23 protein-coding genes are annotated in these 23,873 nt (G+C 59.2%); 13 read left to right on the top strand and 10 right to left on the bottom strand.

Annotated features, from left to right (window positions below; all coding sequences use genetic code 11):
- Window positions 1–64 precede the first annotated feature (64 nt).
- The 5 genes from D1159_RS14560 to ugpC all read right to left on the bottom strand — a co-directional run bounded on the left by D1159_RS14560 (window position 65) and on the right by ugpC (window position 5,421).
- Window positions 65–889, bottom strand: a complete 825-nt coding sequence (locus D1159_RS14560; protein WP_161846386.1) for a carbohydrate ABC transporter permease — start codon at window positions 887–889, stop codon at window positions 65–67.
- 34 nt (window positions 890–923) lie between these two features.
- A complete protein-coding gene (locus D1159_RS14555) occupies window positions 924–1,805 on the bottom strand; it encodes a sugar ABC transporter permease (protein ID WP_161846385.1) in 882 nt (293 codons plus the stop codon).
- 32 nt (window positions 1,806–1,837) lie between these two features.
- Window positions 1,838–3,130, bottom strand: a complete 1,293-nt coding sequence (locus tag D1159_RS14550; RefSeq protein ID WP_161846379.1) for a sugar ABC transporter substrate-binding protein — start codon at window positions 3,128–3,130, stop codon at window positions 1,838–1,840.
- 298 nt (window positions 3,131–3,428) lie between these two features.
- Window positions 3,429–4,292 (bottom strand): helix-turn-helix transcriptional regulator, encoded by an 864-nt coding sequence (locus D1159_RS14545; protein ID WP_161846378.1) that lies wholly within the window; start codon window positions 4,290–4,292, stop codon window positions 3,429–3,431.
- A 31-nt stretch (window positions 4,293–4,323) separates the two neighbouring features.
- Window positions 4,324–5,421, bottom strand: coding sequence for a sn-glycerol-3-phosphate ABC transporter ATP-binding protein UgpC (gene ugpC / locus D1159_RS14540; RefSeq protein WP_161846377.1), 1,098 nt, complete (start codon window positions 5,419–5,421; stop codon window positions 4,324–4,326).
- A 208-nt stretch (window positions 5,422–5,629) separates the two neighbouring features.
- Between ugpC and D1159_RS14535 the strand changes: the two genes are divergently transcribed.
- The 3 genes from D1159_RS14535 to D1159_RS14525 are packed head-to-tail and all read left to right on the top strand — an operon-like array spanning window position 5,630 to window position 7,770.
- Window positions 5,630–6,295: a DUF624 domain-containing protein gene (locus D1159_RS14535; protein WP_161846376.1), complete on the top strand. Its 666-nt coding sequence runs from the start codon at window positions 5,630–5,632 to the stop codon at window positions 6,293–6,295.
- Between the two features lie 54 nt (window positions 6,296–6,349).
- Window positions 6,350–7,180, top strand: coding sequence for a hypothetical protein (locus D1159_RS14530; protein ID WP_161846375.1), 831 nt, complete (start codon window positions 6,350–6,352; stop codon window positions 7,178–7,180).
- On the top strand, window positions 7,177–7,770 hold the full coding sequence (locus D1159_RS14525) for a metallophosphoesterase (RefSeq protein WP_161846374.1): 594 nt from the start codon (window positions 7,177–7,179) through the stop codon (window positions 7,768–7,770). The genes D1159_RS14530 and D1159_RS14525 overlap by 4 nt, the downstream gene beginning before the upstream one ends.
- 66 nt (window positions 7,771–7,836) lie before the next feature.
- Here D1159_RS14525 and ptsP read toward each other — a convergent pair whose 3' ends face one another.
- The 4 genes from ptsP to D1159_RS14505 form a co-directional block, all read right to left on the bottom strand.
- Window positions 7,837–9,471, bottom strand: a complete 1,635-nt coding sequence (gene ptsP / locus D1159_RS14520) for a phosphoenolpyruvate--protein phosphotransferase (RefSeq protein WP_161846373.1) — start codon at window positions 9,469–9,471, stop codon at window positions 7,837–7,839.
- A 14-nt stretch (window positions 9,472–9,485) separates the two neighbouring features.
- Window positions 9,486–9,746, bottom strand: coding sequence for an HPr family phosphocarrier protein (locus tag D1159_RS14515; protein WP_161846372.1), 261 nt, complete (start codon window positions 9,744–9,746; stop codon window positions 9,486–9,488).
- 110 nt (window positions 9,747–9,856) lie between these two features.
- Window positions 9,857–11,704, bottom strand: a complete 1,848-nt coding sequence (locus D1159_RS14510) for an alpha-amylase family protein (RefSeq protein ID WP_161846371.1) — start codon at window positions 11,702–11,704, stop codon at window positions 9,857–9,859.
- Entirely contained in the window at window positions 11,701–12,660 is a 960-nt protein-coding gene (locus D1159_RS14505; RefSeq protein WP_161846370.1) for a carbohydrate kinase, read from the bottom strand. The genes D1159_RS14510 and D1159_RS14505 overlap by 4 nt, the downstream gene beginning before the upstream one ends.
- Window positions 12,661–13,190: 530 nt before the next feature.
- Between D1159_RS14505 and D1159_RS14500 the strand changes: the two genes are divergently transcribed.
- The 10 genes from D1159_RS14500 to D1159_RS14455 all read left to right on the top strand — a co-directional run bounded on the left by D1159_RS14500 (window position 13,191) and on the right by D1159_RS14455 (window position 22,757).
- Window positions 13,191–13,922 carry a GntR family transcriptional regulator gene (locus tag D1159_RS14500; protein ID WP_161846369.1) on the top strand — a complete coding sequence of 244 codons (732 nt, stop codon included), beginning with the start codon at window positions 13,191–13,193 and terminating at the stop codon, window positions 13,920–13,922.
- 48 nt (window positions 13,923–13,970) lie between these two features.
- Window positions 13,971–15,509 (top strand): ABC transporter ATP-binding protein, encoded by a 1,539-nt coding sequence (locus D1159_RS14495; RefSeq protein ID WP_161846368.1) that lies wholly within the window; start codon window positions 13,971–13,973, stop codon window positions 15,507–15,509.
- A gap of 3 nt (window positions 15,510–15,512) precedes the next feature.
- Entirely contained in the window at window positions 15,513–16,577 is a 1,065-nt protein-coding gene (locus D1159_RS14490; protein ID WP_161846367.1) for an ABC transporter permease, read from the top strand.
- Window positions 16,571–17,248, top strand: coding sequence for a hypothetical protein (locus tag D1159_RS14485; RefSeq protein WP_161846366.1), 678 nt, complete (start codon window positions 16,571–16,573; stop codon window positions 17,246–17,248). The genes D1159_RS14490 and D1159_RS14485 overlap by 7 nt, the downstream gene beginning before the upstream one ends.
- Window positions 17,181–17,585 carry a hypothetical protein gene (locus D1159_RS14480; protein WP_202621104.1) on the top strand — a complete coding sequence of 135 codons (405 nt, stop codon included), beginning with the start codon at window positions 17,181–17,183 and terminating at the stop codon, window positions 17,583–17,585. Before D1159_RS14485 ends, D1159_RS14480 begins: the two co-directional genes overlap by 68 nt.
- Before the next feature lie 45 nt (window positions 17,586–17,630).
- Window positions 17,631–18,851 carry an amidohydrolase gene (locus D1159_RS14475; protein ID WP_161846364.1) on the top strand — a complete coding sequence of 407 codons (1,221 nt, stop codon included), beginning with the start codon at window positions 17,631–17,633 and terminating at the stop codon, window positions 18,849–18,851.
- 2 nt (window positions 18,852–18,853) lie between these two features.
- A complete protein-coding gene (locus D1159_RS14470; protein ID WP_202621102.1) occupies window positions 18,854–19,192 on the top strand; it encodes a 2Fe-2S iron-sulfur cluster-binding protein in 339 nt (112 codons plus the stop codon).
- A gap of 16 nt (window positions 19,193–19,208) precedes the next feature.
- Entirely contained in the window at window positions 19,209–20,888 is a 1,680-nt protein-coding gene (locus tag D1159_RS14465) for an FAD-binding protein (RefSeq protein WP_202621101.1), read from the top strand.
- Between the two features lie 79 nt (window positions 20,889–20,967).
- Window positions 20,968–22,038: a BMP family protein gene (locus D1159_RS14460; RefSeq protein WP_161846361.1), complete on the top strand. Its 1,071-nt coding sequence runs from the start codon at window positions 20,968–20,970 to the stop codon at window positions 22,036–22,038.
- Window positions 22,035–22,757: an L-2-amino-thiazoline-4-carboxylic acid hydrolase gene (locus D1159_RS14455; protein WP_161846360.1), complete on the top strand. Its 723-nt coding sequence runs from the start codon at window positions 22,035–22,037 to the stop codon at window positions 22,755–22,757. The genes D1159_RS14460 and D1159_RS14455 overlap by 4 nt, the downstream gene beginning before the upstream one ends.
- Window positions 22,758–22,889: 132 nt before the next feature.
- Here the strand turns inward: D1159_RS14455 and D1159_RS14450 are convergent, their stop codons facing one another.
- Window positions 22,890–23,573, bottom strand: coding sequence for an SDR family NAD(P)-dependent oxidoreductase (locus D1159_RS14450; RefSeq protein WP_161846359.1), 684 nt, complete (start codon window positions 23,571–23,573; stop codon window positions 22,890–22,892).
- Window positions 23,574–23,873 lie beyond the last annotated feature (300 nt).

Raw genomic sequence — 23,873 nt, 5'->3', positions numbered from 1 at the left:
AAAATTGGGCAGAAAAACGGCCCCGGACGGACCGAAGTGCGCCGGGGCCGCTGAAAAGGAATGCTTATTTGCCGCCAGTCATAGCAACGCCCTCAATAAACTGACGCTGGAAGAACAGGTAAAGAATTACCATCGGCAGCATGGCCAGGAGGCTTCCTGCCATGAGTACCGGGAAGTTGGTGGAGAACTGTCCCCGCAGGGTGGCAAGGCCGGAGGAGAGGGTCATCATCTTCAGATCGGAGTTGACAACCAGGGGCCACATCAGATCGCCGTAGGCGAACACCGCGGTGAACACGGTGAGGGCGGCCACAGAGGAGGAGGTGAGAGGGAACATCACCTTATAGAAGGACTGCCACTGATTGCAGCCGTCCAAATAGGCGGCTTCGCCGATCTCGTTGGGAATGCCCATGTAGGCCTGGCGGAGGAAGAAGGTGCCGAAGGCACTGACCAGGCCGGGGAAGACCAGGGCGAAGATGGTGTTGGCCATACCCAGCTTTGCCACCATCTGATACTGGGGAATGATGAAGATCTGGCTGGGGAGCATCATCTGCATCAGCACAATGCCAAAGAGAATGTTCTTGCCCCGGAAGTGCAGCTTGGCAAAGGCGTAGCCGGCCATGGAGCTGAACGCCACGGCAAAGATGACCCGGAAGACAATCATCAGGGCGGTATTCAGGTACATATTTACGAAGGGCAGGCTGGCAATGGCGTCCTTGAAATTGTCCAGCATGATCTGGGCGGGAAAAATGGACGGGGGAATACGCATGCTCTCTGTCACGGTTTTGGAGCTGGTGAGGATCATCCACAGGAAGGGGAACACCATAATAATGGCGCCTAGGCCCAGCGCGAGATAGGTAATTATGGTCACAATCTTTTTCGACTGACCCATAGAACTTGTTTTCACCACAGACCCTCCTTTTCGATTAGACTTCGTAGTTGACCCACTTCTTCTGGCCGACGAACTGGATGACAGTCACGATGCCAATGAGAAGAACGGTCCAGATGACAATGGCGGAGCCGTAACCGCGGCTGCCGGCCACAAAGGACTCACGGTAGAACAGGTACATCAGGCTCTGCACGCTGGACAGGGCCGGGTTGGTGTCCTCCACCATCATGTAAATCAGGTCATAGACCTTCATAGAGGACATCAGGCGCATGATGAGCACCACAAACAAGGTGGGGGAGACCATGGGGAGGGTGATGTGGAAGAACTGGGTAATCTTTCCCGCGCCGTCAATCTCCGCCGCCTCGTAGTAGGACTTGGAGATGTTCTGAAGGCCGGCGAGAAGCAGAACGGCGTCATAGCCGATGGCGCTCCAGATGGCCACTACGGCACAGGTGACCATAACGACCTTGGAGTCGGTGATCCAGTTGATATGGGCGCCAAACATCTGGTTCAGGATGCCGTACTCGCTGTTAAAGATCCAGCGCCACACCATGGTAATGGCCGCCGGAGCGCACACCATGGGCAGGAAGAAGACAGAGCGGAAGAAGCCCTTACCCTTGACCTTTGCGTTGAGAAGAATGGCCACCAGCAAAGAAAGAAAGATTCCCACAGGCACGGTCAGAATACAGAAGTAGATGGTGTTCCACGTGGCCTTCCAGAACTCCGGATCCTGGAACATGTTGATGTAATTCTGAAAGCCCACAAATTTGTAGAAGCCGAAGCCCAGATGCTCACAGAAGCTGGCGTACAGCGTCTGGAGGAAGGGCCAGATATTGAGGATCACCAGGCCGATGATGGTAGGGGCCACCATGATCCAACCCCAGTTTTCCTCCCGCCGGGCGGCAACGGAGAGCTTCATTTTACCTTTCACAAAAATGCCTCCCTCTGTAATCAGTTGGACGACGCCGCGCTGGCGTTGTTGATGATGGACTGGATGTTGGCCAGACCGGTGTCAAAGTCCACCTGGCCGCTGTAGATCTTGATAAGCTCATCGTTGACCGGGGCCTTCCACTTGGGCCGGGAGGTGTTGTTGACATTCTGTACACAGTAGTCGAACTGGTCGATGACGATGTCCAGATTCAGCTTGGCTTCAAACTGGTCGAAGGCGCTGATCCAGCTCTCCTCCAGGCCGTTGTAGGCGGGGATGGCGGCGCCGTACTCGCCCTGGATCCGCTGAGCCTCCTCAGAGCCGAAGTATTTCAGAATATCCTTGGTCAGCTCCAGGTGCTTGCCGGTGGCGGAGGTGGAGTAGCACAGGCCGTTGGAGATGGTGGCCCGGCCGTCGCCGGACACAGGAGTGGGGCACTTGGGCAGTACGGCCACATCCCATTTGCCCTGCATATTGGGGTAATCCTTCATCTCAGCCATCAGGTTCCAGTTGCCCTCAAGGAACATGGCGCCCACCTCGGAAAAGAAGGCGGTGCCGGGAGAGGTTTCGGCGAAATAGGCCTGGTCAGGGCACCAGTCGTTTTTCTGAAGGTCAATATAAAATTTCATGGCGTCCTTCGTGGCCTGCTGATCAAAGCCGCCCTGGGTCTTGTCCTCGGTAAGGATGCAGCCGCCGGCCTGATAGACGAAGTTCCAGTAACCCAGCTGTTCGTCAGCGTAGGCCATGTAGCCGTATTTGCCGGTGGCGCTGTGGATTTGGGCCGAGGCGGCGGTGAGGTCGTCCCAGGTCCAGCTCTCGTCGGGATAGGCCACGCCGGCGGCGTCAAACATCTCCTTGTTGTAGACCAGGCAGATGTTGTCCTTGTCCTTGGGTACGCCGTAAAGCCGGCCATTGTTGCCTCTGGCGTTGTCCAGGGAGATTTCGGAGAAGTGTTCTGTGTAGTAATTGGGATCCTCGCCGTTGTACAGATCCGTCAGGTCGGCCAGCTTGCCGAAGTCGGAATAGTACAGAATCTGGTTGGTGTGCATCCAGAAGAGGTCCGGCATGGTATTGCTCTCAGCGGCGGCTTCCAGCTTGGTCCAGTACTCACTCCAGCTGGTGACCTGCACCTCGATGACCACATCCGGATGCTGGGCGGTGTAGGCGTCGCATATGGCCTGCATGCCGTCACGCTGTGCCACGTCCCAGATTTGGAAGGTCAGGTGGGTCTTTCCATCTGACGCGCCACATCCGGAAAGGGACGCAAACAGTGTTATGGCCAGAATGACGGCAGCCATAGGGCGAATTTTTTTCATAACTCCACTCCTCACTCTACAGGTATTTTTTCTCCGCCGGCTGCGTTCCGCCAGCCGATGGAGGGTTCTGCAAAAATGATAATACGGATACCATAATTCTGTAAATGGACTGGAATTTACGAAATATACCCAAATGCCGCAAGAGACGCGTTAGATGCAACTTGCACGACATTTGGGTATATTTTAGAGAAGATTCATCTAGCATGCACAGATAGATGAATAAAAATTATGAAAATTGCCGAAAAATAGAGGGGGTTTTTAGGGTGTGTTCCAGAGAAGGGAGCGGGCAGCCGGGGAGCTATATACCAAAATGTGCAATCCGGCCTCCCTGTCTGGGGGTGCTCTCCAGATATTCGCTGGGCGACATGCCGGTTTCCCGGCGGAATACCTTGGCAAAGTAGTTGGCGTTGGCAAAGCCAGAGGCCTCGGCCACATAGGCGATGGTGGTATCCGGGTCTTGCAGCAGCAGCTTGGCATACTCGATCCTCACCCGGGTGATATACTTCCCAGGAGAGATGCCAGTCTTTTTGCCAAAGACCCGGCTGAGATGGGCGGGGGAGACCTCCAACCGCTCCGCCAGCTCGTCCACCCCCTCCAAAAAGGGGAATTCCTCCTGAATGATGGCTAGGGCGGACTCCACCAGAGGGGAGCCGGGGATTTTTTCCGCGGCCTGGGCGGGGAGGCGCAGCTTGAGAAGGAGCGCGTAGGCCAGGGCGGAGGCAGAAGCGCCGGGGGCCTGTCCCTGTTCGTCCTCCAGAACGGCCAGAGAGAGAACGGCCTCCCGCACCGCCGCCGCCCCGGCAGAAAAGAGAGCGCCGCCGCCGGACAGGCGCTCCTCCAGAAGGCGCGGGATCAGCTCCCCCTGGAGCTGTACCAGCAGGTACAGCCCGTCAGACACAGCTTGGAGGAGATACTCCCCGGGACTGCCCAGAAGAAACGCCTGTCCGGGGTGAAGCAGGGCATACTGTCTATGGGAAGAGACCGTAAGATTTCCCTGTACCGCTGCGGACAGAATGTAGTCCCCTGTCTTTCCGTAGCCGGAAAAGCGGGTTCCGGCGGAGAGGGGGAGGACGTGGGCCAGGGGCAGAGCCAACAGCCCCTGAACCGTCGTGTCAGGGGCCGCGGGCCGGATCTCTCGTTTCTCGGTCTGACGAGGGGGCATGGGACACCTCCATTTGCTTGGAACGTTCTGGCTAGTGGGCGATGGCGCGCTCGGTCTCTTTGTCAAACAGGTGGATCTTCTCGGTGTCCAGAGTAAGCGCGGCCATATCGCCCTCCCGGCCGGGGAAGGTGGAGGCGGCGCGGACCACCAGCTTGCTGCCCTGGCAGTCCAGGTGGAGGTTGATCTCCGCACCCATCAGCTCGGCGATCTCGATCTTGGCATCCAGGTGGCCCTTGGCGCCGGCGGGGGCGGCATCGATGTCCTCGGGGCGGATGCCCAGCACCACGGTTTTGCCTGCGTAGGGGGCCAGGGCCGCTTTGTCCATCCGGGCGGAGAGGGGAATGGTACTGCCGCAGATCTGGACGCAGTAGGTGCCGCCCTGTTCTGTGATGACCGCGTCCAGGAAGTTCATCTGGGGGGAGCCGATGAACCCGGCTACAAACAGGTTGCAGGGGAAGTCGTACAGGTTCTGGGGGGTGTCGTTCTGCTGGATGATGCCATCTTTCATGACCACAATGCGGTCGCCCATGGTCATGGCCTCGGTCTGGTCGTGGGTGACGTAGACGAAGGTGGTCTGAAGGCGCTTGTGCAGGCGGCTGATCTCAGAGCGCATGGCGGTGCGCAGCTTGGCGTCCAGGTTGCTCAAGGGCTCGTCCAGCAAAAAGACGGCGGGATTGCGCACCATGGCCCGGCCCAAGGCCACGCGCTGCCGCTGGCCGCCGGAGAGGGCCTTGGGCTTGCGGTTGAGCAGGTGCTCCAGATCCAGGGCCTTGGCGGCCTCGTGGACCCGCTTGTCGATCTCATCCTTGGGCAGCTTCTTCAAATTTAGGCCGAAAGCGATGTTTTTATACACGGTCATATGGGGGTACAGGGCGTAGTTCTGAAATACCATAGCGATGTCGCGGTCCTTGGGGGCCACATCATTGACCACCCGGTCGCCGATATACAGTTCGCCGCTGGTGATATCCTCCAGGCCGGCAATCATGCGCAGAGTGGTGGACTTGCCACAGCCGGAGGGGCCCACCAGAATGACAAACTCTTTGTCCTGGATCTCCAGGTTCAGGTCAGGGACGACGGTTACGTTGCCGGGGTAGGTTTTTTCTACATGTTTAAACGTGATACTGGCCATAATGGAATCTCCTCCTTGCGATTTTGGCAACAGAATAGCATGGGTTTTCCGGGAGCACAAGGGTAATTTCAAGATGACTCCGGTAAAAAACTGACATTTCGCCGAAAGGCAGGAAATTTACCCGGGAGGTCAGATTCTTGCCCTTGCATGTGGAGGAGAGCTGTGTTATACTGCAAAACTACCGTGAGAGGCAGGAAGGGGGAGAGACATGTTTTTTCGGAAAGATTATGCCGCACCCGGTCCCGGCGTGGACCCCAATGCCCCGGAAAAGACCGGTATGGCCCGCTTTGTGGAGATTTTATCCCTGGAGAGCGTCACGCTGTTTCAGCTGAATTTGCTGTTTCTGGCCAGCTGCGTCCCCGTTGTCACCATTCCGCCCGCTATTTTTGCCATGAACTGCGTGGTGCGTTCCATGGTGCTGGACCAGCCGGTGGATCTCTTCTACCACTACCGGACCGCGTTTCGAACGTTCTGGCGGCGGGGTTACGGGGCCTTTTTCATTACAGCGGTACCGCTGGTTTTGGGGGGATACGGCGCATGGTTTTATCTCAGCCGGGCGCTGGCGCAGCCGCTGTTTTTCCTGCCGTTTCTGCTTTGCTCCACTATCTTTCTGCTGACGCTTCTGGCGTCCTCCTATTTTTACGGCCTTCTGACCACAAAGCGGAGGATCTGGCAGTCCCTCCGTCTGGCCGTAATTCTGGGGGCGGCGCGGCCCCTGCGGGCTATTGTGTCGGCGCTGTGCGTCTATGGGACGCTGACGGCGGCGGTGCTGGAATTTCCCCTGAGCGCCATCTACCTGCTGCTGATCGGCTTTTCTATTCCGTGCTTATTGGGGAACTTTTTTGTGCGCACGGTGCTGAAGCAGGTGTCTTGAGCCCGGCGGGGGCTGGGCGGCCGGTATGTGAGAACACACGGGAGGTGCATCCGTATGTATGCGGGGGAATATCACAAAGCGCGTCTGCTGGGGCAGAAGGAGGCCAAGCTCTGTCAGGCCAAGGGAGGGGCGCCCCATCTGCCGGTACTGGAGGAGATTTTGGCGGTGGAGGTGACCTGCGGCGAGGTGAGTCTCGGCCTGGTGGACGTGCCGCTGGAGCTGGTGGTGGGAACCCGGACCGCCGGGCGGAGCCGGTGCTTTTCCCGCGGCTTTCTGCCCTTGATGGAAGAGGATTCGGAATTTGCCGATAAGTGGATGGCCCTGTGCCGGGCCCATATGGAGGAGGGCATCCAGGACCCGATCAAAGTGTACGAATACATGCACACGTTTTATGTGGTGGAGGGGCACAAGCGGGTGAGTGTTCTGCGCTATTTCGGCGCGGTGAGCATTCCCGCCTATGTCACCCGGATTCTGCCGGCCCGAAATGACTCGCTGGGTAGCCGGATTTACTATGAGTACGCGGATTTTTATCAGCTGTCGGGGGTCAACTATCTGTGGTTCAGCGGGGCGGGGCGGTTCGCCCGGCTCCAGGCGGCGGTGGGCAAGGGGCCGGAGGAGACGTGGAGCGAGGAGGATCGGCAGGATTTCTTTTCCTTCTACACCCACTTTTCCGCCCTTTATGGGGACAAGAGCGCCAAGGAGCTGGCGGGCCGCCTGACTACGGCGGACGCCATGCTGCTCTTTCTGGATACCTTTGGCTATGACCAGGTGAAGAACTGTACCCCGGCGGAGCTGAAGCCCAAGTTTTCCCAGCTCCGTGAGGCGTTTTCGGTGAAAGAGGCGCTGCAAAACCTGGTCCCCCTGAAGGGGCTGTGGGGCCGATGAAGATCTTGGCGGTGTCGGATTTGGAGTCTTCCGCACTGTGGGAGCACTTTGACCGGCGAAGGCTGGAGGGTGTGGACCTAATCCTCTCATGCGGTGATCTCAGTCCCCGATACCTGTCTTTCCTGACCACCTTTACCGCCGCGCCGGTGATCTACGTCCACGGTAACCACGACGACTGCTATGAGGTTGAGCCGCCGGAGGGCTGCATCTGTATCGAAAATCATATTTTTACCCATCAAGGGGTGCGGATCTTTGGCTTGGGCGGCTCCATGCGGTACAAGCGGGAGGGAGCGCACCAATATACCCAGCGGCAGATGTGTCTGCGGGTGCTGCGCTGCGGGCTGACCCTGCGCCGGTGGGACGGCTTTGATATCCTGCTTACCCACGCCCCCGCCCGAGGGGTAAACGATGGGACTGACCTGGCCCACAGCGGGTTCGGGGCGTTCAACACGTTGCTGGACCGCTACCGGCCCCGGTATTTTGTCCATGGCCATGTCCACATGAACTACGGGCTCAGGCACCCCAGGTGCTCCGTCTATGGAGCGACCCAGGTGATCAATGCCTACGAGTCCTATGTCTTTGACTACTAAAATGAAACGCAGTGAAAAAGGGAAGCCATCCCGGAGGAGGGCTTCCCTTTTTATGGTTGGGGTGATTTAAGTGGTTGGGGCGCTGCTGAGATCCAGGCTGCGGATTAGCTTTCTCAGGGGGAGAACGGCGGAGGGGGAGACGGACAGCTCGTCCAGACCCATGCGCAGGAAGGTCTCGGTGAGGGTGAGATCGGCGCCCAGCTCACCACAGATCCCCACCCAGCAGCCGTGCCGGTGTCCGGCCTCCACCGTATGGCGGATCATCCGCAGCACGGCGGGGTGGTGGGGGTCGTAGAAGTTGTCCAGCTTGGGGTTCTGACGATCAATGGCCAAGGTGTATTGCGTCAGATCGTTGGTGCCCAGGGAGAAGAAGTCCACCTCCTGAGCCAGCTCGTCAGCCAGCATGACGGCGGCGGGGGTCTCGATCATAATACCCACCTCCACCTTGCCTATGGCAGTGCCCTGGGCCTGGAGCTCGGCTGTACACTCGGCCAGAATCTCTTTGGCGTCCCGTACCTCCCGGACGGAGATGATCATGGGGAACATGATGGACACGGTGCCGAAGGCGCTGGCCCGGAGAATGGCCCGCAGCTGCTGCTTGAAAACCTCCTTCCGGGTCAGACAGATGCGTATGGCCCGGTAGCCAAGAGCGGGATTTTCCTCTTTGTCCAGATTGAAGTAGGCGGCCTGCTTGTCCGCACCGATATCCAAAGTGCGGATAATCACTTTTTTACCAGCCATGGTCTCCACCACACGCTTGTACAGGGCGAACTGCTGGTCCTCAGTGGGATAGTTTTCTGATTCTAAGTAGATGAACTCACTGCGGAACAGACCGATGCCCTGGGCGTCGTTCTGGAGCACCAGCCCCACGTCGCTGGCGTTGCCGATGTTGGCGTAGACTTTGATTTCTTTGCCGTCCAGCGTAATATTGGGCTTTTTCTTCAGATTCTGGAGAAGGGATTCCTGCTTCAGATCGCTTTTGCGCTTCTCCTCCATGGTGGCGAGAAGCTCCTGGGCGGGATCGATATAGACGCAGTGGTTATAGCCGTCCAGCACGGCCAGCCTGCCGTCCCAGCTGTCGTCGAAGTCCACGCCGATGAGAGCGGGGATATTCATGGTGCGGGCCAGAATGGCGGTGTGGCTGTTGGAGGAGCCGTGGCGGGTGATGAAGCCCAGCAGCTTGCTCTTATCCAGCTGGACAGTCTCGCTGGGGGTCAGGTCATCGGCCACCAGAATGGCCGGCCGGCCGCCGTCCATTCCGGCGTCCTGCTGGCCGGTGAGGATATCCGCCACCCGGCGGGAGATGTCCTTTACATCCGCGGCCCGGGCCCGCATATACTCGTCCTCCATGGCGGCGAAGGTGGCGGAGAAGTTATCGCCGGTTGTAGTGACGGCGTACTCGGCGGTGGTGTTCTGGGTGTCGATAATGGCCTTGACCGCGTCCAGATAGTCGTCGTCGTCCAGCATCATCTGATGGATTTCAAAGATGGCGGCGTTTTCCTCCCCCACCTCGTCCAAAGCCTTATCGTACAGGCCGGCCAGCTGCTCCTGGGCCTTGCGCCGGGCGGCGTCAAAGCGCTCCCACTCCTCCGCCGGGGTGAGGGTGGAATTTTGACAGGTCTGAATCTCCGTCTTTTTATAAATCCGCAGCGGGCCGATGGCAATTCCGTTGAGAATAGATTTTCCTGTGGCTACCTGCATTTTGTGTCCCTCCTTTATAGATTCTCTTGAAAAAAGCGCTCCATAGCGGCAAGGCTGGCCTCCTCGCTGCCGCCCTCGGCGGTGACAGTCACCGTGTCCCCGCTCTTGACGCCCAGGCCCATCAGCGCCATCAGCTTGGTGGCGGGGGCGGACTTGCCGCCGGCCTTCTCGATGGTAATGGCGCTGTCCAGCGCCTTTGCCGCCTTGACCAGCAGTCCGGCCGGGCGGGCGTGGATGCCCACAGGATCTGTGATGGTATAGGTGAACTGTTTCATGCAAATACTCCCTTTCCTCGGCAAATTATTTGGTGGGGTACGGCGGAAAAGCCGGCATTCGTCCGGCGGCATAGATGTTTAAAAAGGAGCGCCTTCAGAGACTGAGGTTTTTATTCGGCGGAGTCCCGCAGCAGCCAGGCAAAGCTGTTGGGGTAGAGCTGGATATCCTCGATCTGGTCGTGGTGGATTTCGTACATCAGATCGGTATATCCCCCCTTGCGGCGCACCCCGGCGCGGACAAAATTGCCGCTGAAGTTGAAGAGACAAACCAGCTCCCGCGCTCCAAGGCGGCGGCACAGGGCCAGTACATGGGGGTTGCCGCTGTCTTCGGTCCACACATCTGCCTGGGCGTCAAAGCAGGGCTCCTGCGCCCGAATGGCCTCCAGCCGGCGCAGGGCGCGGAACAGCTTCCCCTGGCGGGTGCTGGCGTCCCGGCGCATCGCGGCCAGATCCCACTGGAACTTGCCCCGGTGAAGGTACCGGCTGTCTGCCTGCTTGTCCGGATCGGTGTGATAGGTATAGTCGTTGAGCTGGCCCACCTCGTCTCCGCTGTAGATAACGGGGATGCCGCTCTGAGAGACCATCCAGGCGTGAAGGGCCACATCGCAGCTGACGGCCCGATCCAGCTTGAAGGGGTCCCGCTCATAAGCGGCGGCCTCAATCCCGCACAGAGAGGCGGTGGTGCCGCACAGACGGGCGTCCCCCAGACGGGGATCGTCGTTGTACAGCTCGCCCCGGCTGTCGCTGTCCGGCCATTTGCCGGTAAAGTAGTCGTTGAGGTATTTTTTGTGGGCCACTTCGTCCATGCCGAAGCGTTCTTTTAACCAATTATAATCCAAACCCCAGCCGATGTCATCATGGCAGCGCAAATAATTTAAAAAGAGAAATTCTTTGGGCAGGGCGCACACCGCGTCCATCTGCCGTTTGAGCAGGGCCACATCGCCGGTGGCCAGGGTGTGCCAGGTGGTGGCCATAGTGGTAACGTTGTAGAGCATGTGGCACTCCGGCTTCTCCGGCGTACCGAAGTAAGGGGCCACCTTGGCGGGTTCCATCACCACCTCCCCCAGGAGGAGGACGCTGGGACAGACGATTTCGCACACCATGCGCAGCATTCGGGCCAGCGTGTGGACCTGGGGCAGGTTGCGGCAGTCGGTGCCCAGCTGCTTCCAGATGTAGGGGATCGCGTCCAGACGGATGACGTCGATCCCGCGGTTGGCCAGGAAGAGGAGGTTTTCCGTCATATCGTTGAAGACTACAGGGTTCGCGTAGTTCAAGTCCCACTGGTAGGGGTAGAAGGTGGTCATAACAATCTGGCCTTCGTCCAGCTGGGTAAAGCTGCCGGGGGCGGTGGTGGGGAAGACCTGGGGCACGGTTTTTTCAAACTGCCAGGGGATGTCCCAGCTGTTGTAGAAAAAGTACCGCTCCCGATAGCCCGGCGCCCCAGCGCGGGCCTTTTTGGCCCACTCGTGGTCCTCGCTGGTGTGGTTCATTACAAAGTCCAGACAGACGCTCATCCCCCGTTTCCGGCAGGCGTCGGCCAGGGCCTCCAGATCTTCCATGGTGCCCAGATCGGGCTGGACGGTCCGGAAGTCGGACACGGCGTAGCCCCCGTCGCTGCGGCCCTTGGGGGTGTCCAGCAGGGGCATCAGGTGGAGGTAGTTCACCCCGCACTCCTGGAGGTAGGGCAGCTTCTCCGCCACCCCTCTCAGGGTGCCGCCAAAGGCGCTGACATAGAGCATCATGCCCAGGAGATCCCGGCGGCGGTACCAGTTGGGATCGGCCTCCCGGCGGCGATCCTGGTCCCGGAGCGCCTTCTTGCGCTGCGTCCAGCACTGCTCCAGTATGTTCAGAAAGTAGGCGAAAGCCTTCTCATTGTTGTGATACAGCTCATAGTAGAGCCACTTTAATTCGTCATAGTGCCGTGTCAGGCGCTGGTCAAAGGCGGTGGCTTTTCTCATGGCAGGCGCGGATCCCCTTTCTCGTCAAAGAGTTCGTCCAGGGCAGGCATGGCGGGGATGGCCCCGCTGCGGGAGCAGGTAAAGGCCGCCGCCCGGTTGGCGAAGGCCAGAATGTCCTTCAGCTCGGAGGAGGTCAGCCCCTCCAGCGGCCGGTTCCCCCGGCGGCACAGGCGGCTGAGGACGGCGCCGAAGAAGGTGTCTCCCGCGCCGTTGGTGTCCGCCACCTTGACGGGAATGCCGGGCTGATGCCAGGTCTTCCCCTGCCAGCGGCAGAACACGCCGTCCGCCCCCAGGGTGATCAGTACCAGAGCGATTCCCTGCTGGGCCAGGAGGCGGCTGCCCTCCTCCCGGTCGGATACGCCGGTGAGCAGGGGCAGCTCCTCCTCAGACAGCTTGAGAATGTCGGTCAGGGGCAGGGGAGCGCGCATCCGCTCCACCGCCTCTTCCTGGCTGGGCCACAGGGCGGCGCGGTAGTTGGGGTCATAGCTTACCAGCGCCCCCGCCTGCCGGGCGTCCCGGGCGGCGGAGAGGGTGGCGGTCCGGGCGGGGTCCTGGGTGAGACTCACCGAGCCGAAGTGGAGCACCTTGGTCTGGGCCAGCTTGGCCCCGTCTACCTCCTGGGGAGAGAGGGCGCAGTCCGCCCCCCGGACAAACTGAAAGTCCCGCTCGCCGGAGGGGTCCACCGAGACAATGGCCATGGTGGTGGCCTCCCTGCCGGTGCGCAGGCCGGAGGAGTCTACCCCGTTGTCCTCCAGCACCTGGTGCAGGTAGCCGCCAAAGCCGTCCTGGCCCGTCTTTCCAATAAACGCGGTCTTGGCCCCCAGGCGGGCGGCGGCCACCGCCACATTAGCTGGTGCGCCGCCGGGGTTGGCGGCAAAGAGGGGGACTCCCGCCTCGCTGACGCCGGTCTGGGTCAGATCAATGAGAATTTCGCCGATGGCTGTAATATCTGCCATGATAGACCTCCTATTCTGATGGGCCTCTCTGGCTGGAGGAGAAGCAGCCGGTTATCTGCTCCGCCCCCAGGCCCAAACTGTGCTGCTTTTATAAGTATGTTCGGCAGTACGCAGGCATAACTTCTGGAACTGCGCCAAAATCTCCCCGACGCCGTCCATAGTGCGGTCCTTTTCTGGGGCCGTCTGGAGATCCCATCACCTTTTTGCCTATTTTACTCCACTTGAACCCCATTGTCCAGTCCTTTGCTGAGACCGATCTGAGGCGGTGCGCGGACGCAGAAAACAGCGGCCGCCAGAGGAAAACAGCAGAAGTGGCAGTATAGAGATTTTGTTCAAAATAACAATAGACGGCCGCAAAAAGAGAAGAGATTTTACAATTTTGAAAATAGGCTTGCTTTTGCACACAAGATAAGATATAATGATATTGAAAGAGATTGAATGACTTGTTTTATTATAAAGTCATTCAATGATATGAGAAGGAAAAACAGACGCTTTCGCCGGAGCGGCTGCGGACAGGAGAAGGATTGACGATGGAGAGAGCAAGGGCAAATATCGCGCTCAGCGAGCAGGTAAAAGAGGACATCATTGAGCTGATTCAGAGCTCGGATGGAAGCAACAACAAGCTGCCTCCCGAAAGTGAGCTGGCCAGGCAGTTTGGGGTCAGCGTGGCGGTGGTGAGAGAGGCGCTGCTTTTGCTGAGCCTTGAGGGCGTGGTGACAAAGAAGCACGGATCGGGAAACTATTATCACAGGACGATGCTCCTGGAGCGGGACCAGTACCTGGGACGGATGCCTGGCTATCTGACGATTCTGCGGGCGCAGGGACACCAGCCCACGGTGGGGCTGCCCTACTGCGAAAAACGGATTCCACCGAAAGAGATACGGGAGCGGCTGGGCCTTGCGGAGGGGGACGACGCATTCTTCTACAGCAGAATGATCTATGTGGACGGCGTACCGGCGGTCTGCGGGACCAACTGGCTGCCGGCCAAGCTGTTTCACCGCTTTCCAGCGGACTCAGAGCGCATGTTTAACGTCTTTGACCTGATTCAGCACTATATGCAGGAGGATATCGCCTACGGCGACTCGGAGTTTATTCCCGCCGTGGCTGGAGAGCTGGACGCCCAGCAGCTGAGCATTCCTCTTGGCAGCGCGTTTATGATCCAAAACGGCGTGTACTATTCCTTTCAGAATAAACCGCTGGCGTACAGCTCTGACAAGCTGAATCCTGCGTTTATGCGCATTCGGATCCTGGCCCGGCCCTGAGGCTGGGAAAGGGATGCAGCGATTCTGCCGGTTAGGAGGTGGGTGGAATTGAGTCTGGAGATCAAACATATTTCAAAACGCTTTGGCGCCGTTCAGGCAAACGAGGACATCAGCTTTCGCCTTGAGGACGGGGAAGTTTTGGCTATTCTAGGGGAAAACGGCGCGGGAAAGACCACTATGATGCGGATGATCTACGGCCTAGAGGCGATGGACAGCGGCAGCATCGAGGTAAACGGCACGCCGGCGGCGATTGAATCCCCCAAGGACGCAATCCGCCTGGGGATCGGGATGGTACATCAGCACTTCATGCTGGTCAACCATTTTACAGTGACCCAGAACATGATGCTGGGCCTGCGGGAGCACGTGACAGAGAGGCTGAATCTGAGAGAGCAGAACCGGCGGATTCAGAAAATCTTCGACGACTACGGCTTTTCCATGGATCCCAATATGCGGGTAGGGGAGCTGCCCATTGGGCTGCAGCAGCGGGTGGAGATTATGAAAGCGCTGTTCAAGGGGGCCCAGCTCCTGGTGCTGGACGAGCCAACGGCAGTACTGACCCCTATGGAGATTGAGGAGCTGTTCCAGATTATCCGCCAACTCACCGCCCAGGGGAAGTCGGTCATCTTCATCAGTCACAAGCTGGACGAGGTGATGGAGATCAGCGACCGGGTGCTGGTGCTCCGCCAGGGCAGAGTAGTGGGGGAGCGGGCGACCAAAGAGACTTCCAAGGAAGAGCTGATCCGCATGATGATCGGCCGGGCGCTGTGTCCTATGGAAAAGGACCGGCCGGACAGCGCAATGAGGCGCTATCCTGTGCTTAAGGTGGACAAGCTGTGTGTGAAAGGGGAGCGGGGGAAGCGGATCTGCGATATCTCCTTTGAAGTGTACAACCACGAAATTCTGGGGGTGGCGGGCGTGGACGGAAACGGCCAGAATGAGCTGGTGGAGGCCATTACCGGCCTGTACCGGGCGGAGTCCGGCCATGTCTACTTAAACGGGGAGGAAGTGACCAACCAGCCGCCCCGCAAGGTGCGGGCGCACAGGCTGTCCCACATCCCGGAGGACCGCCATGCCCGGGGACTGATCCTCTCCATGGATCTTACGGACAACAGCATTCTGGTCAGCCATGGTGAGCCCCCCTTCTCCCGGCACGGCATCTTAAAGCAGCGGCAGGCGGCCGCCTTCACCCGTGGGCTGATTGACAGCTATCAGATCAGTACCCAGAGCGAGCGGACAAAGGCCGCGGACCTGTCCGGAGGCAATCAGCAGAAGGTGGTGGTGGCCAGAGAGCTCTCCCTCAATCCGGAGCTGCTGGTGGCGGTGAAGCCCACCCGGGGAGTTGACATTGGCGCTACGGAGTACATCCATCAGTGTATTTTGAAGGAACGGCAGAAGGGAAAGGGTGTACTGCTGGTGTCAGCGGAATTGGACGAGGTCATGTCCCTCAGCGACCGGATTATTGTCCTGTTCAATGGAGAGATGACCGGCTGCGTCTATGCCGATCAGGTAACCCAGGACGAGCTGGGCGCCATGATGACCGGCGTGTCAAGAGATTTCAGCGCGCTGTCGCCCGCATGGGAGGAATAAAAGATGAAGGAGCGAGTGAAACAGGCGGTGCCGGCGGTCCTGGTCCCGCTGCTGGCCATTGTGTCAGCCTTTGTGGTGGGCGCTTTCTTTCTGGCGCTGGCGGGGTACGATGTGCCGGCGGCAGGGGCAGCTATTTTGGAGGGCACCTTCGGATCCCGCCGGGCGGTGTCTCAGATGCTGATGAAGGCCACGCCGCTGATGCTCATCGGCGTGGGTGTGGCAATCGCCTTCAAGGGCGCCTCCTTCAACATCGGCGCGGAGGGACAGTTTTTCGCCGGCGCCCTGGGGGTCACGCTGCTGGAAGGGATCCTGCGGGACCGCGGCCTTCCGTCATGGCTTTTGATCCCCCTGCTGCTGGGGGCGGCGGTGGTCTTCGGGGGTGTGTGCGGCGCGATCCCCGGCTACTTGAAGGCCAGGCGGGGGGCGTCCGAGGTGGTGACCTCGGTGATGATCTCCTCTATCATGGTGCTGCTGGTGGGATTTTTGGTGAATGGTCCCCTTCAGGAGCCCAATAAAATCTACTCGGAGTCTCAGGAGATTGTGGAGGCGGCCCGCCTGCCCAGGCTCCAGGGGAACAGCAATCTGCATATCGGAATCATTATTGCAGTTGCGGCGGCGGTTTTGGCCTATTTTGTGCTGGAGAAGACCACCTACGGCTTCCAGATCAAAATGGCGGGGCAGAACGCCCTGGCCGCAGAATATGCCGGTGTAAATCCCAAATTTATCTGTGTGTCCACATTGGCCATCAGCGGCGCCATTTCAGGACTGGCGGGAGGGATTGAGGTATTGGGCCTGACCTGGAAGCTGTACGTAAGCATCTCGCCGGGCTACGGTTATAACGCCATTGCAGTGGCCCTGCTGGCGGGGCTGAATCCCCTGGCGATTATCTTCAGCGCAATGCTGTTCGGCGGGTTAAACACAGGCTGCAACCAGATGGCCCGTACATTGGGGGTACCCTCGTCTCTGTCCGCGCTGCTCCAGGCGCTGGTTCTGCTCTTTGTGGTGGCCTATACCGTGCTCCAGCCCCAGATCCTACAATGGCTGAAAAGGGGGAAAGAGAGATGTTAGAACTGATTGGTGCCAATCTGGAGACCATTTTGCAGTCTACCATCCGGCTGGCGGCGCCCTTCCTGCTGGCGGCGGCGGGGGGACTCTTCTCCGACCTGGCGGGAGTGAGCAGCATTGAGCTGGAGGCTATTTTGCTGATGGGAGCCTTTGCCGGCTTTGTGGGGGCTTTCTTCAGCGGCAGCCTTCTGGTGGGAATGCTGGCTGCCATGGCGGCGGGGGTGGCGGTATGCGCCATCTACAGCTATCTGGTGGTTGGGATCGGCGCCCGGGCAGCGCTGGTGGCCACAGCTTTGGTGCTCTTCTCCACAGGATTTACCAGCTTTTTCAACCGGGCCCTCTTTGGGGTAAGCACCGATGTGGTGAGTGTTGTGGCTCTGTCCAACCTGCCCGTTCCCGTCCTATCAAAGCTGCCGCTGATTGGACCGGTGTTCTTTCAACAGAACCCGTTGGTATATCTGGCGTTTTTGCTGATTGCGGCGCAGTGCTTCTTCTTCTACCGGACTATGGTGGGCCTGGAGTGGCGGTCCATCGGGGAGAACGCCAATGCGTCGGACACCGCCGGGCTGCCGGTGCGGCGGTACCGCCACATGGCGGTACCGCCACATGGCGGTGCTGGTGACGGGCGCTGTTGTGGGTCTGGCGGGGGCCTATCTGTCCATTGCCTCGTCTAATGTGTTCGTGGAGAAGATGTCGGCGGAAAAGGGGTACGCGGCCTACGCCATTATTATCTTGGGGAAGTATACGCCGGTGGGCGCTATGCTGGGCTGCCTGCTCTATGGATTTGCTGACGCGCTGCAATTCAGTTTGCAGGCCATGGGAATTGATGTGCCCAACCAGTTCCTGCTGATGCTCCCCTATGTCTTTACCTTGATTGTCATGTGCGTCTCCGGCCATGGAAACGCGCCGGAGGGGCACGGAAAATACTTCGCCCCCAAACAGCGCAGGAAGTGCGGCAGCCGTGCCAAGCGGCCCTCCCCGGGGGGACAGGAGAGTGAGAAGGGCCTCTAGTGGGGGGCAGGGGCGGCGCGCCGAGAAAAGGAGTGTGTGTAAGCGATGAATCTTGCGGCAGTAGAAGCGTGGACCGACCGTGTTTTAAGAGAAAACAGCGGACAGTACATCCGGTGGGGCGATGCCCTTCAAAAGATGCCGGAGCGGGGCTTTTTTGAGCGGAGGACCACGGCCTTTGTAATGGAGCAGCTGGGCGCGATGAATTTGACCAGCCTGGAGCCCCTGCCCGTGTCCGGCTGCATTGGAAGATTAAAAGGAAGTGAGCCTGGTCCCCGGGTGGCCGTGCTGGCGGAGCTGGACGCGGTCTACTGCCCCCAGCACCCCCTGGCAGATCCCCAGACTGGCATGGCCCATGTGTGCGGCCACAATATGCAGGTAACCATGCTGCTGGCGGTGGCCGATGTCCTCTCACGGCCGGAAGTGCGGGGGCAGCTGCCTGGGGAGCTGGTCTTTCTGGCGGTGCCGGCGGAGGAGATGCTGCCCCAGGAGCTGGTGGAGAAGCTGCAAAATGAGGGAAAGATTGTATACGCCAGCGGAAAAAATGAACTCATCCGCCAGGGCTATTTCACCGGGATTGACGCGGTAGTGTCCACCCATGCCTACACAGAGGGGGTGGAAATTACCCCAAAGCTCTACATTCAGGAGTCCTGTAACGGATTTGTGAGCATACGGTGTATGTTTCGGGGAAAGCAGGCCCACTCTGCGGAGTGCCCCCAGAACGGGATCAACGCCCTGAACGTGGCAGTGCTGTGCATCAATGGTCTGCAGGCCATGCGGGAGACTTTCCCGGAGGGAGAGGGGATCCGAATGGCTTACATCCTCACCAGCGGGGGGGACAATTTAAGCACCATACCGGACAAAAGCGAGCTGTCCATTCAGCTGCGGGCGAAAACCAACGAGCTGCTGGAGGCCCTGTCAAACCGTACCGGCGAGATCGCCAGACATGCGGCGGCCATGGTTGGGGGGCGGGCGGAGATTCAGGTTTCCGCAGGCTATGAGCCCTTCTGGGGGGATGAGACACTGGCCCTCTGCCTGGAGGACGCGGCCCAGGCGCTGGAGATCCCAATCCTGCGCAGTCCCCACGGCCGGTACTGCACCGATTTAGGAAATGTCTCCCAGCTGGTGCCCACGCTGCATTTCTCAGTCAGCGGCTTTACGGGGGACCTGCACGCGGCGGACTTTGCCGTGGCGTCGCCGGAGTGCGCCTATGTCCTGCCGGCCCGGGCAGTGACCCGAACCATTTTGAACCGGCTGGGAGGGAGATGAGCATGGCGGACGTACAGAAAACCCGCGCCATCACGGCCTACGTCTACCGCAGCGGAAAAGCGGCGCTGGAGGAGTATCAGATAGAGAGCGAATATCCCATGTCCGTCATGAGCCTTCTGACCCGGCTGCACGAAACCGATCCGACGCTGGCGTGCCGGACCTCCATGTGCTTTCACGGTACCTGCGGCTCCTGTCTGGTGAATGTAGACGGCAGAGACGTAAAAGGATGCACCGTGCTGGTGAACCCGGGGGAGACGGTGTCCCTCCGGCCCCACAGCAAGTATAAGGTGCTTCAGGACTTGGTAGTTGACTTCCGTCAGCCGCTGGCGGCAGAGAATTAGGAGGGAGATGCGGGCGATGGACAAATGCGATACCACAGACGTGCTTGTGATCGGCATGGGCGCCTCCGGCGCCCGGGCGGCGCTGGCTGCAGCGCAGGCGGGCTCCCGTGTGATTGTCACAAACAAAGGCCCCGCCGGCCGGTCGGGCATTACCCTCACGGCGGGTGGAGGGACCCAGGCGCCCTTCCACCCGGAAGACAGCCCAGAGCAGTACTATGAGGACACAGTGGCCTACGGCTACCAGCTGGCGGACCGGAATCTGGCGTGGGCGCTGGCACGGGACTCCTGTGACCGGATTCACGATATGGAGGGCTACGGCGTACGCTTCCGCAAGAACGAGGATGGGAGTTATCTCCTCAGCCGCTTCCCAGGGCACACCTACCCCCGGAACATCAGCTTTCACGGCGGAGGAATCGGGATGCTGGGACCGCTGAAAAACAGCTGTCTCAAGCACCCGAACATCTCCATGCTGGATGATTTCCTGGTGACGGGGCTGGTAACCGGGGCGGACAAAAGCGTCTGCGGCGCGGTGGGCTGGAATCTGAAGACGGGGGAGCTGACCTGCCTCCAGGCCTCCGCCACCATACTTGCCACCGGGGGCTGCCAGCAGCTGTGGGCGGTCACCGACTGCCCGGCGGATTCCACCGGCGACGGTCTGGCCCTGGCCTACCGGGCAGGGGCCCGGCTGGTGGATATGGAGATGATACTCTTTTACCCCTCTGTCATTGTGTGGCCGCCGGCGGCAAAAGGCGCCTTTGTCCACTATGAGTTTCTGGCCGCAGACCGGCTGGATGGAGATATCCTGGACGCCGCCGGCCGGGCGGTGCTTCCCAAGAATCCCATCCCCGTGCGGGACGAGGCCATGCGCCTGATGAACCGAGCGATTGAGGAGGGGAGAGGCGGTTCCCACGGTGGGCTGTTCTGGTATGTGGGGGACTCCCCCAAGGGGAGCGAATTTGTGGCCCAACAGCTGGACAATCAGCAATACCGGTATCTGCAAAAACAGGGGCTTGACCCGGTGAGAGACAAGATCGAGGTGGCCCCCGGGGCCCACTACCAGCTGGGTGGGGTCCACATTGACGAGCAGTGCCGGACCAGTGTGGCGGGCCTGTTCTGCACGCCAGAGGCGGCTGGCAATTACGAGGGGGCCAACCGGCTCAGCGGCAGCGCCTTGGGCGGAACCCAGGTGTTTGGATATCTGGCGGGCCGTTCGGCCCATAACTGGGCCGCCGCCCATGGGGATGTGAGGCCGGATCGGGCCAGTCTGGAGGAAGAGGAGGCGCGGGTGCTGGGGTGCATGACTGCAGAAGGAGCAGCGCCGGATATGGCGCCCCTCAAGGCGGAGCTGCGGCGGCGGGCCCAGGACGCGGTGGGCGTGGTGCGCAGCGAGGAGAAGCTGACGGCCTTTATGGCCTGGCTGGACGGCGCGGAGGAGGAGCTGGCGGTCCTCCGGGTACCCGGCCAGAAGTTCCACCAGCCGCTGATGGAGCTGACGGAGCTGAAATCCCTGGTTGAGACGGCCCGGCTGGTGGCGGGATGCGCCCGGATACGCAGGGAGTCCCGGGGGCACCACTACCGGGAAGACTATCCCCTCCGGGATGACAGCCGCTGGCTGAGGCATACCTGTGTAGAGCGTCAGGGGGGAAAGGCGGTCTTTTCCACTTGCCCAATCTGCATGGAGAGAAGGGAGCGGTGAGAAGAACGGTCATGTACCTGGAAGATATATGGCCTGCCATGGCAAAGAAAAACGCAACGGTGAAAAAGGAGGAAGCAGTATGAAAGCCACATGGAAAAAGACGCTGACGATCCTGCTGGGCGGGGTAATGCTCACCGCCGCCCTGTCCGCCTGCGGCCAATCCGGGGGAGGCGGAGGCACAACGCCCCCTGATACTTCCGCGCCGGCGGCGGCGTCCAGTAGCGGCGGCGGAGAGAAGACCTGCAAGGTTGCGGCGGTGATTCCTGGATCTATTAACGACGGCGCTTGGGGGACCATGGGCTATAACGCGGCAAAGGAAGCAGCGGAAGCTTTTGGGGCGGAATTCAGCTACATTGAGACCAACTCTCCCGCCGACGTGCTGGAGGCGGTGGAGGACTACTCCGCCCGAGGCTTTGATCTGATCTTTGCCCACAGCAACGACTATCAGGATGCCTGCGCCCGGGTGGCGGAGCAGTATCCGGACACCTACTATCTTGTGACCAGCGGCAATATCAACACAGAGAACATTACCGCCATGTCCAACCGGGCCTGGGAGGGCGCCTACCTGGCCGGCGTCATCGCCGCCAAGACCTCTGCCAACCATAAAGTGGCGTACGTCGGCCCCCAGGAGCTGCCTAATATAAAGGAGTCCATGATCGGCTTCAAGCAGGGCGCGTTGGACACCGATCCCTCTGTAGAGGTGGTGCTTACATTTGTGGGCTCCGGCACCGACGTTGGCAAGGCAAAGGAGAGCACTCTAGCGCTGATCAACAACGGGGTAGATGTGATTCTGGTCAACGCCAATAAGGCTGGCGAGGGCTGCTACGCGGCGGGAATGGAGCATCTGGGCGAGGTGCTGATGATATCGGCCAACTCCAGACGGTTTGACGACTTCCCGGAGCTGATGGTGGGCGCGCAGCCCAATAACTACGCCCCCGGCGTCAGCGCCGTCCTAAGCGATATCGTCAATGGGACTTTTGAGAGCGGCTCCTACTCCATGGGCGTTGCAGACGGTGCCATCGCCTGCGAGCTGAGCCCGTACCTGGAGCTGGATCCAGAAGTCAGCGAGGCGTATGAGGCGGCAAAGCAGGGAATTACGGATGGATCCATCACGGTCTGCCGGACGGAAGAGGAGCTGGCCGCGCGATGAACAGGGAAAGAGGGGGGATTCCTGACTACGGCGCGGCGGATCACGCGCTGCTCTTTGGCCTGCTGGCAAAGGCGGTCTGTGAAGCACTGGGGGAACCGGGGGAAGACATTGTGAGGGAAGCAGTGATCCGCTACGGACTCCAGCGGGGCGGCCGGATGCGCCGGCGGGCGGAGAAAGACGGCCTGCCCATCTGTACGGCCACCTACCTCCTCTACCGGGAGTACTGTCTCCAGCCCGGCCAGTTTGCCAGCAGAACGGCGTGGAATGACCAGGGAGACATGCAGGACTGCGCCGTAAAATGTCCCTGGGCAGAGACGTGGAAAGCGTACGATCTGTGCCAATATGGGGCGGTGTACTGCCGCAATATTGACGCCGCCCTGGGCAGAGGGTTTGACGAAGCTGTGGTGATTGAGTCAAAGGCGAACCTCACAGAGGGCGCTCCCCACTGCGACATATGGTTTCGGGGTACGGCCCATCATCAAAGCGGCGATACGGCGCGCCTGAACCTGGATCAGCGGGCCCGCCTGCCCTGGGTGTACCACCTGGCCCATCTCTACCGGGTGTTTTCCGACACGCTGGAGGAGCGGGCCGGCGGCGAACAGACCAGAACGATTTTGGATTGCGCCCGGGACGATTTTCAGCAGATTACGCAAAAAGAGAACAGCTGCGGATTTTTGGAGTTGTGCGGCCTGGATTTTGACGGAATTGGAGACAATTGACAGTAAAAGGAAGCGGACAGAGCGCAATCCAGCGCCCTCAGGACGGTCGGGCGGATTTAACGGTTTCCTTCAGTATACAAAAATTTTGCAGTTATTTCCACTTTGCACATATTTGAAAAGTAAGTTACAAAATCACTTAATCTTACAGATTTCATCTCTCCAGAAATTGATATCAATATGAGTATAATGCTCGATGATATCATAATCATATTGCTCCACGTTATTTGCCTTTTTGCCGAACTCCGTCTGTGCCGCTGCCGGAGCCAGCACCTTGGCCCGCATCCCTGCTCCGCTCTCAATCAGTTCCCAGGCCAGCCCTTCGGTAAACGTGCTGACATAGAACTTTGTCGCACAGTAAGTGACAGCAGTAGGAACGATAGTATAGCCGCCGCAGGAGGACAGGTTGATAAGCTGTGTTCCAGAAACATCCTTATAATCGCGGACAAACAGAGATGAGAGGATGGTGATGGCTTCGATATTAAGCCGAAGCATGGTATCAATTTTCTCCAAAGCCTGGTGGGCCACGCTGTCATAGTTTCCAAAGCCGGCGTTATTGACCCATGTTTCCAGTTGGAAGTCCTTCAGCCCGGAATAAAACTGATACGCCCCTTCCAGCGCAGAGAGGTCAACTGTTCTGATAACAACATCCAGTGTGGGGTGCCTTTCTAAAATTTCATGCTTCAGACGTTCCAGCTTTGACTTGCGGCGGGCGGCAACGATCAGGTTCTTGCCTCGCTCTGCAAAGGCTTTCGCGGTTTCATACCCTATGCCAGAACTGGCCCCGGTAATAACAGTGTATTTTTTTGTCGACCGCATTTGTAATCCCTCCATTTCTCAGATATAATGTGAGCATACAATATAGAGTAAACTCTATGTCAAGAGTATGGAGGGATTTTTTTGGATTATTCGATTGGGGAGTTTTCGGAAGTCACCGGGCTGGGGATTCATACTCTATAATGTACCCAATAGCGTGGACACGTTATTGAAAAAAAGACACCCTTCTGATACGCTAAAAGAAACCCCGTTTTGTAGACAATAAGGTGTTAAAATAAAAAGCAAGCCCCTGTTTTGTGGACAGGCTTAAACCGAAAGGAAACCTCCGAACAGACAGAATAA

The sequence above is a fragment of the Pseudoflavonifractor sp. 524-17 genome, from assembly GCF_009935845.1.
In the GTDB taxonomy this organism is placed as follows: Bacteria; Bacillota; Clostridia; order Oscillospirales; family Oscillospiraceae; genus Pseudoflavonifractor_A.
The sequence above is the reverse complement of the archived record's forward strand: the minus strand, read 5'-3'. Positions and strand labels throughout refer to the sequence as shown.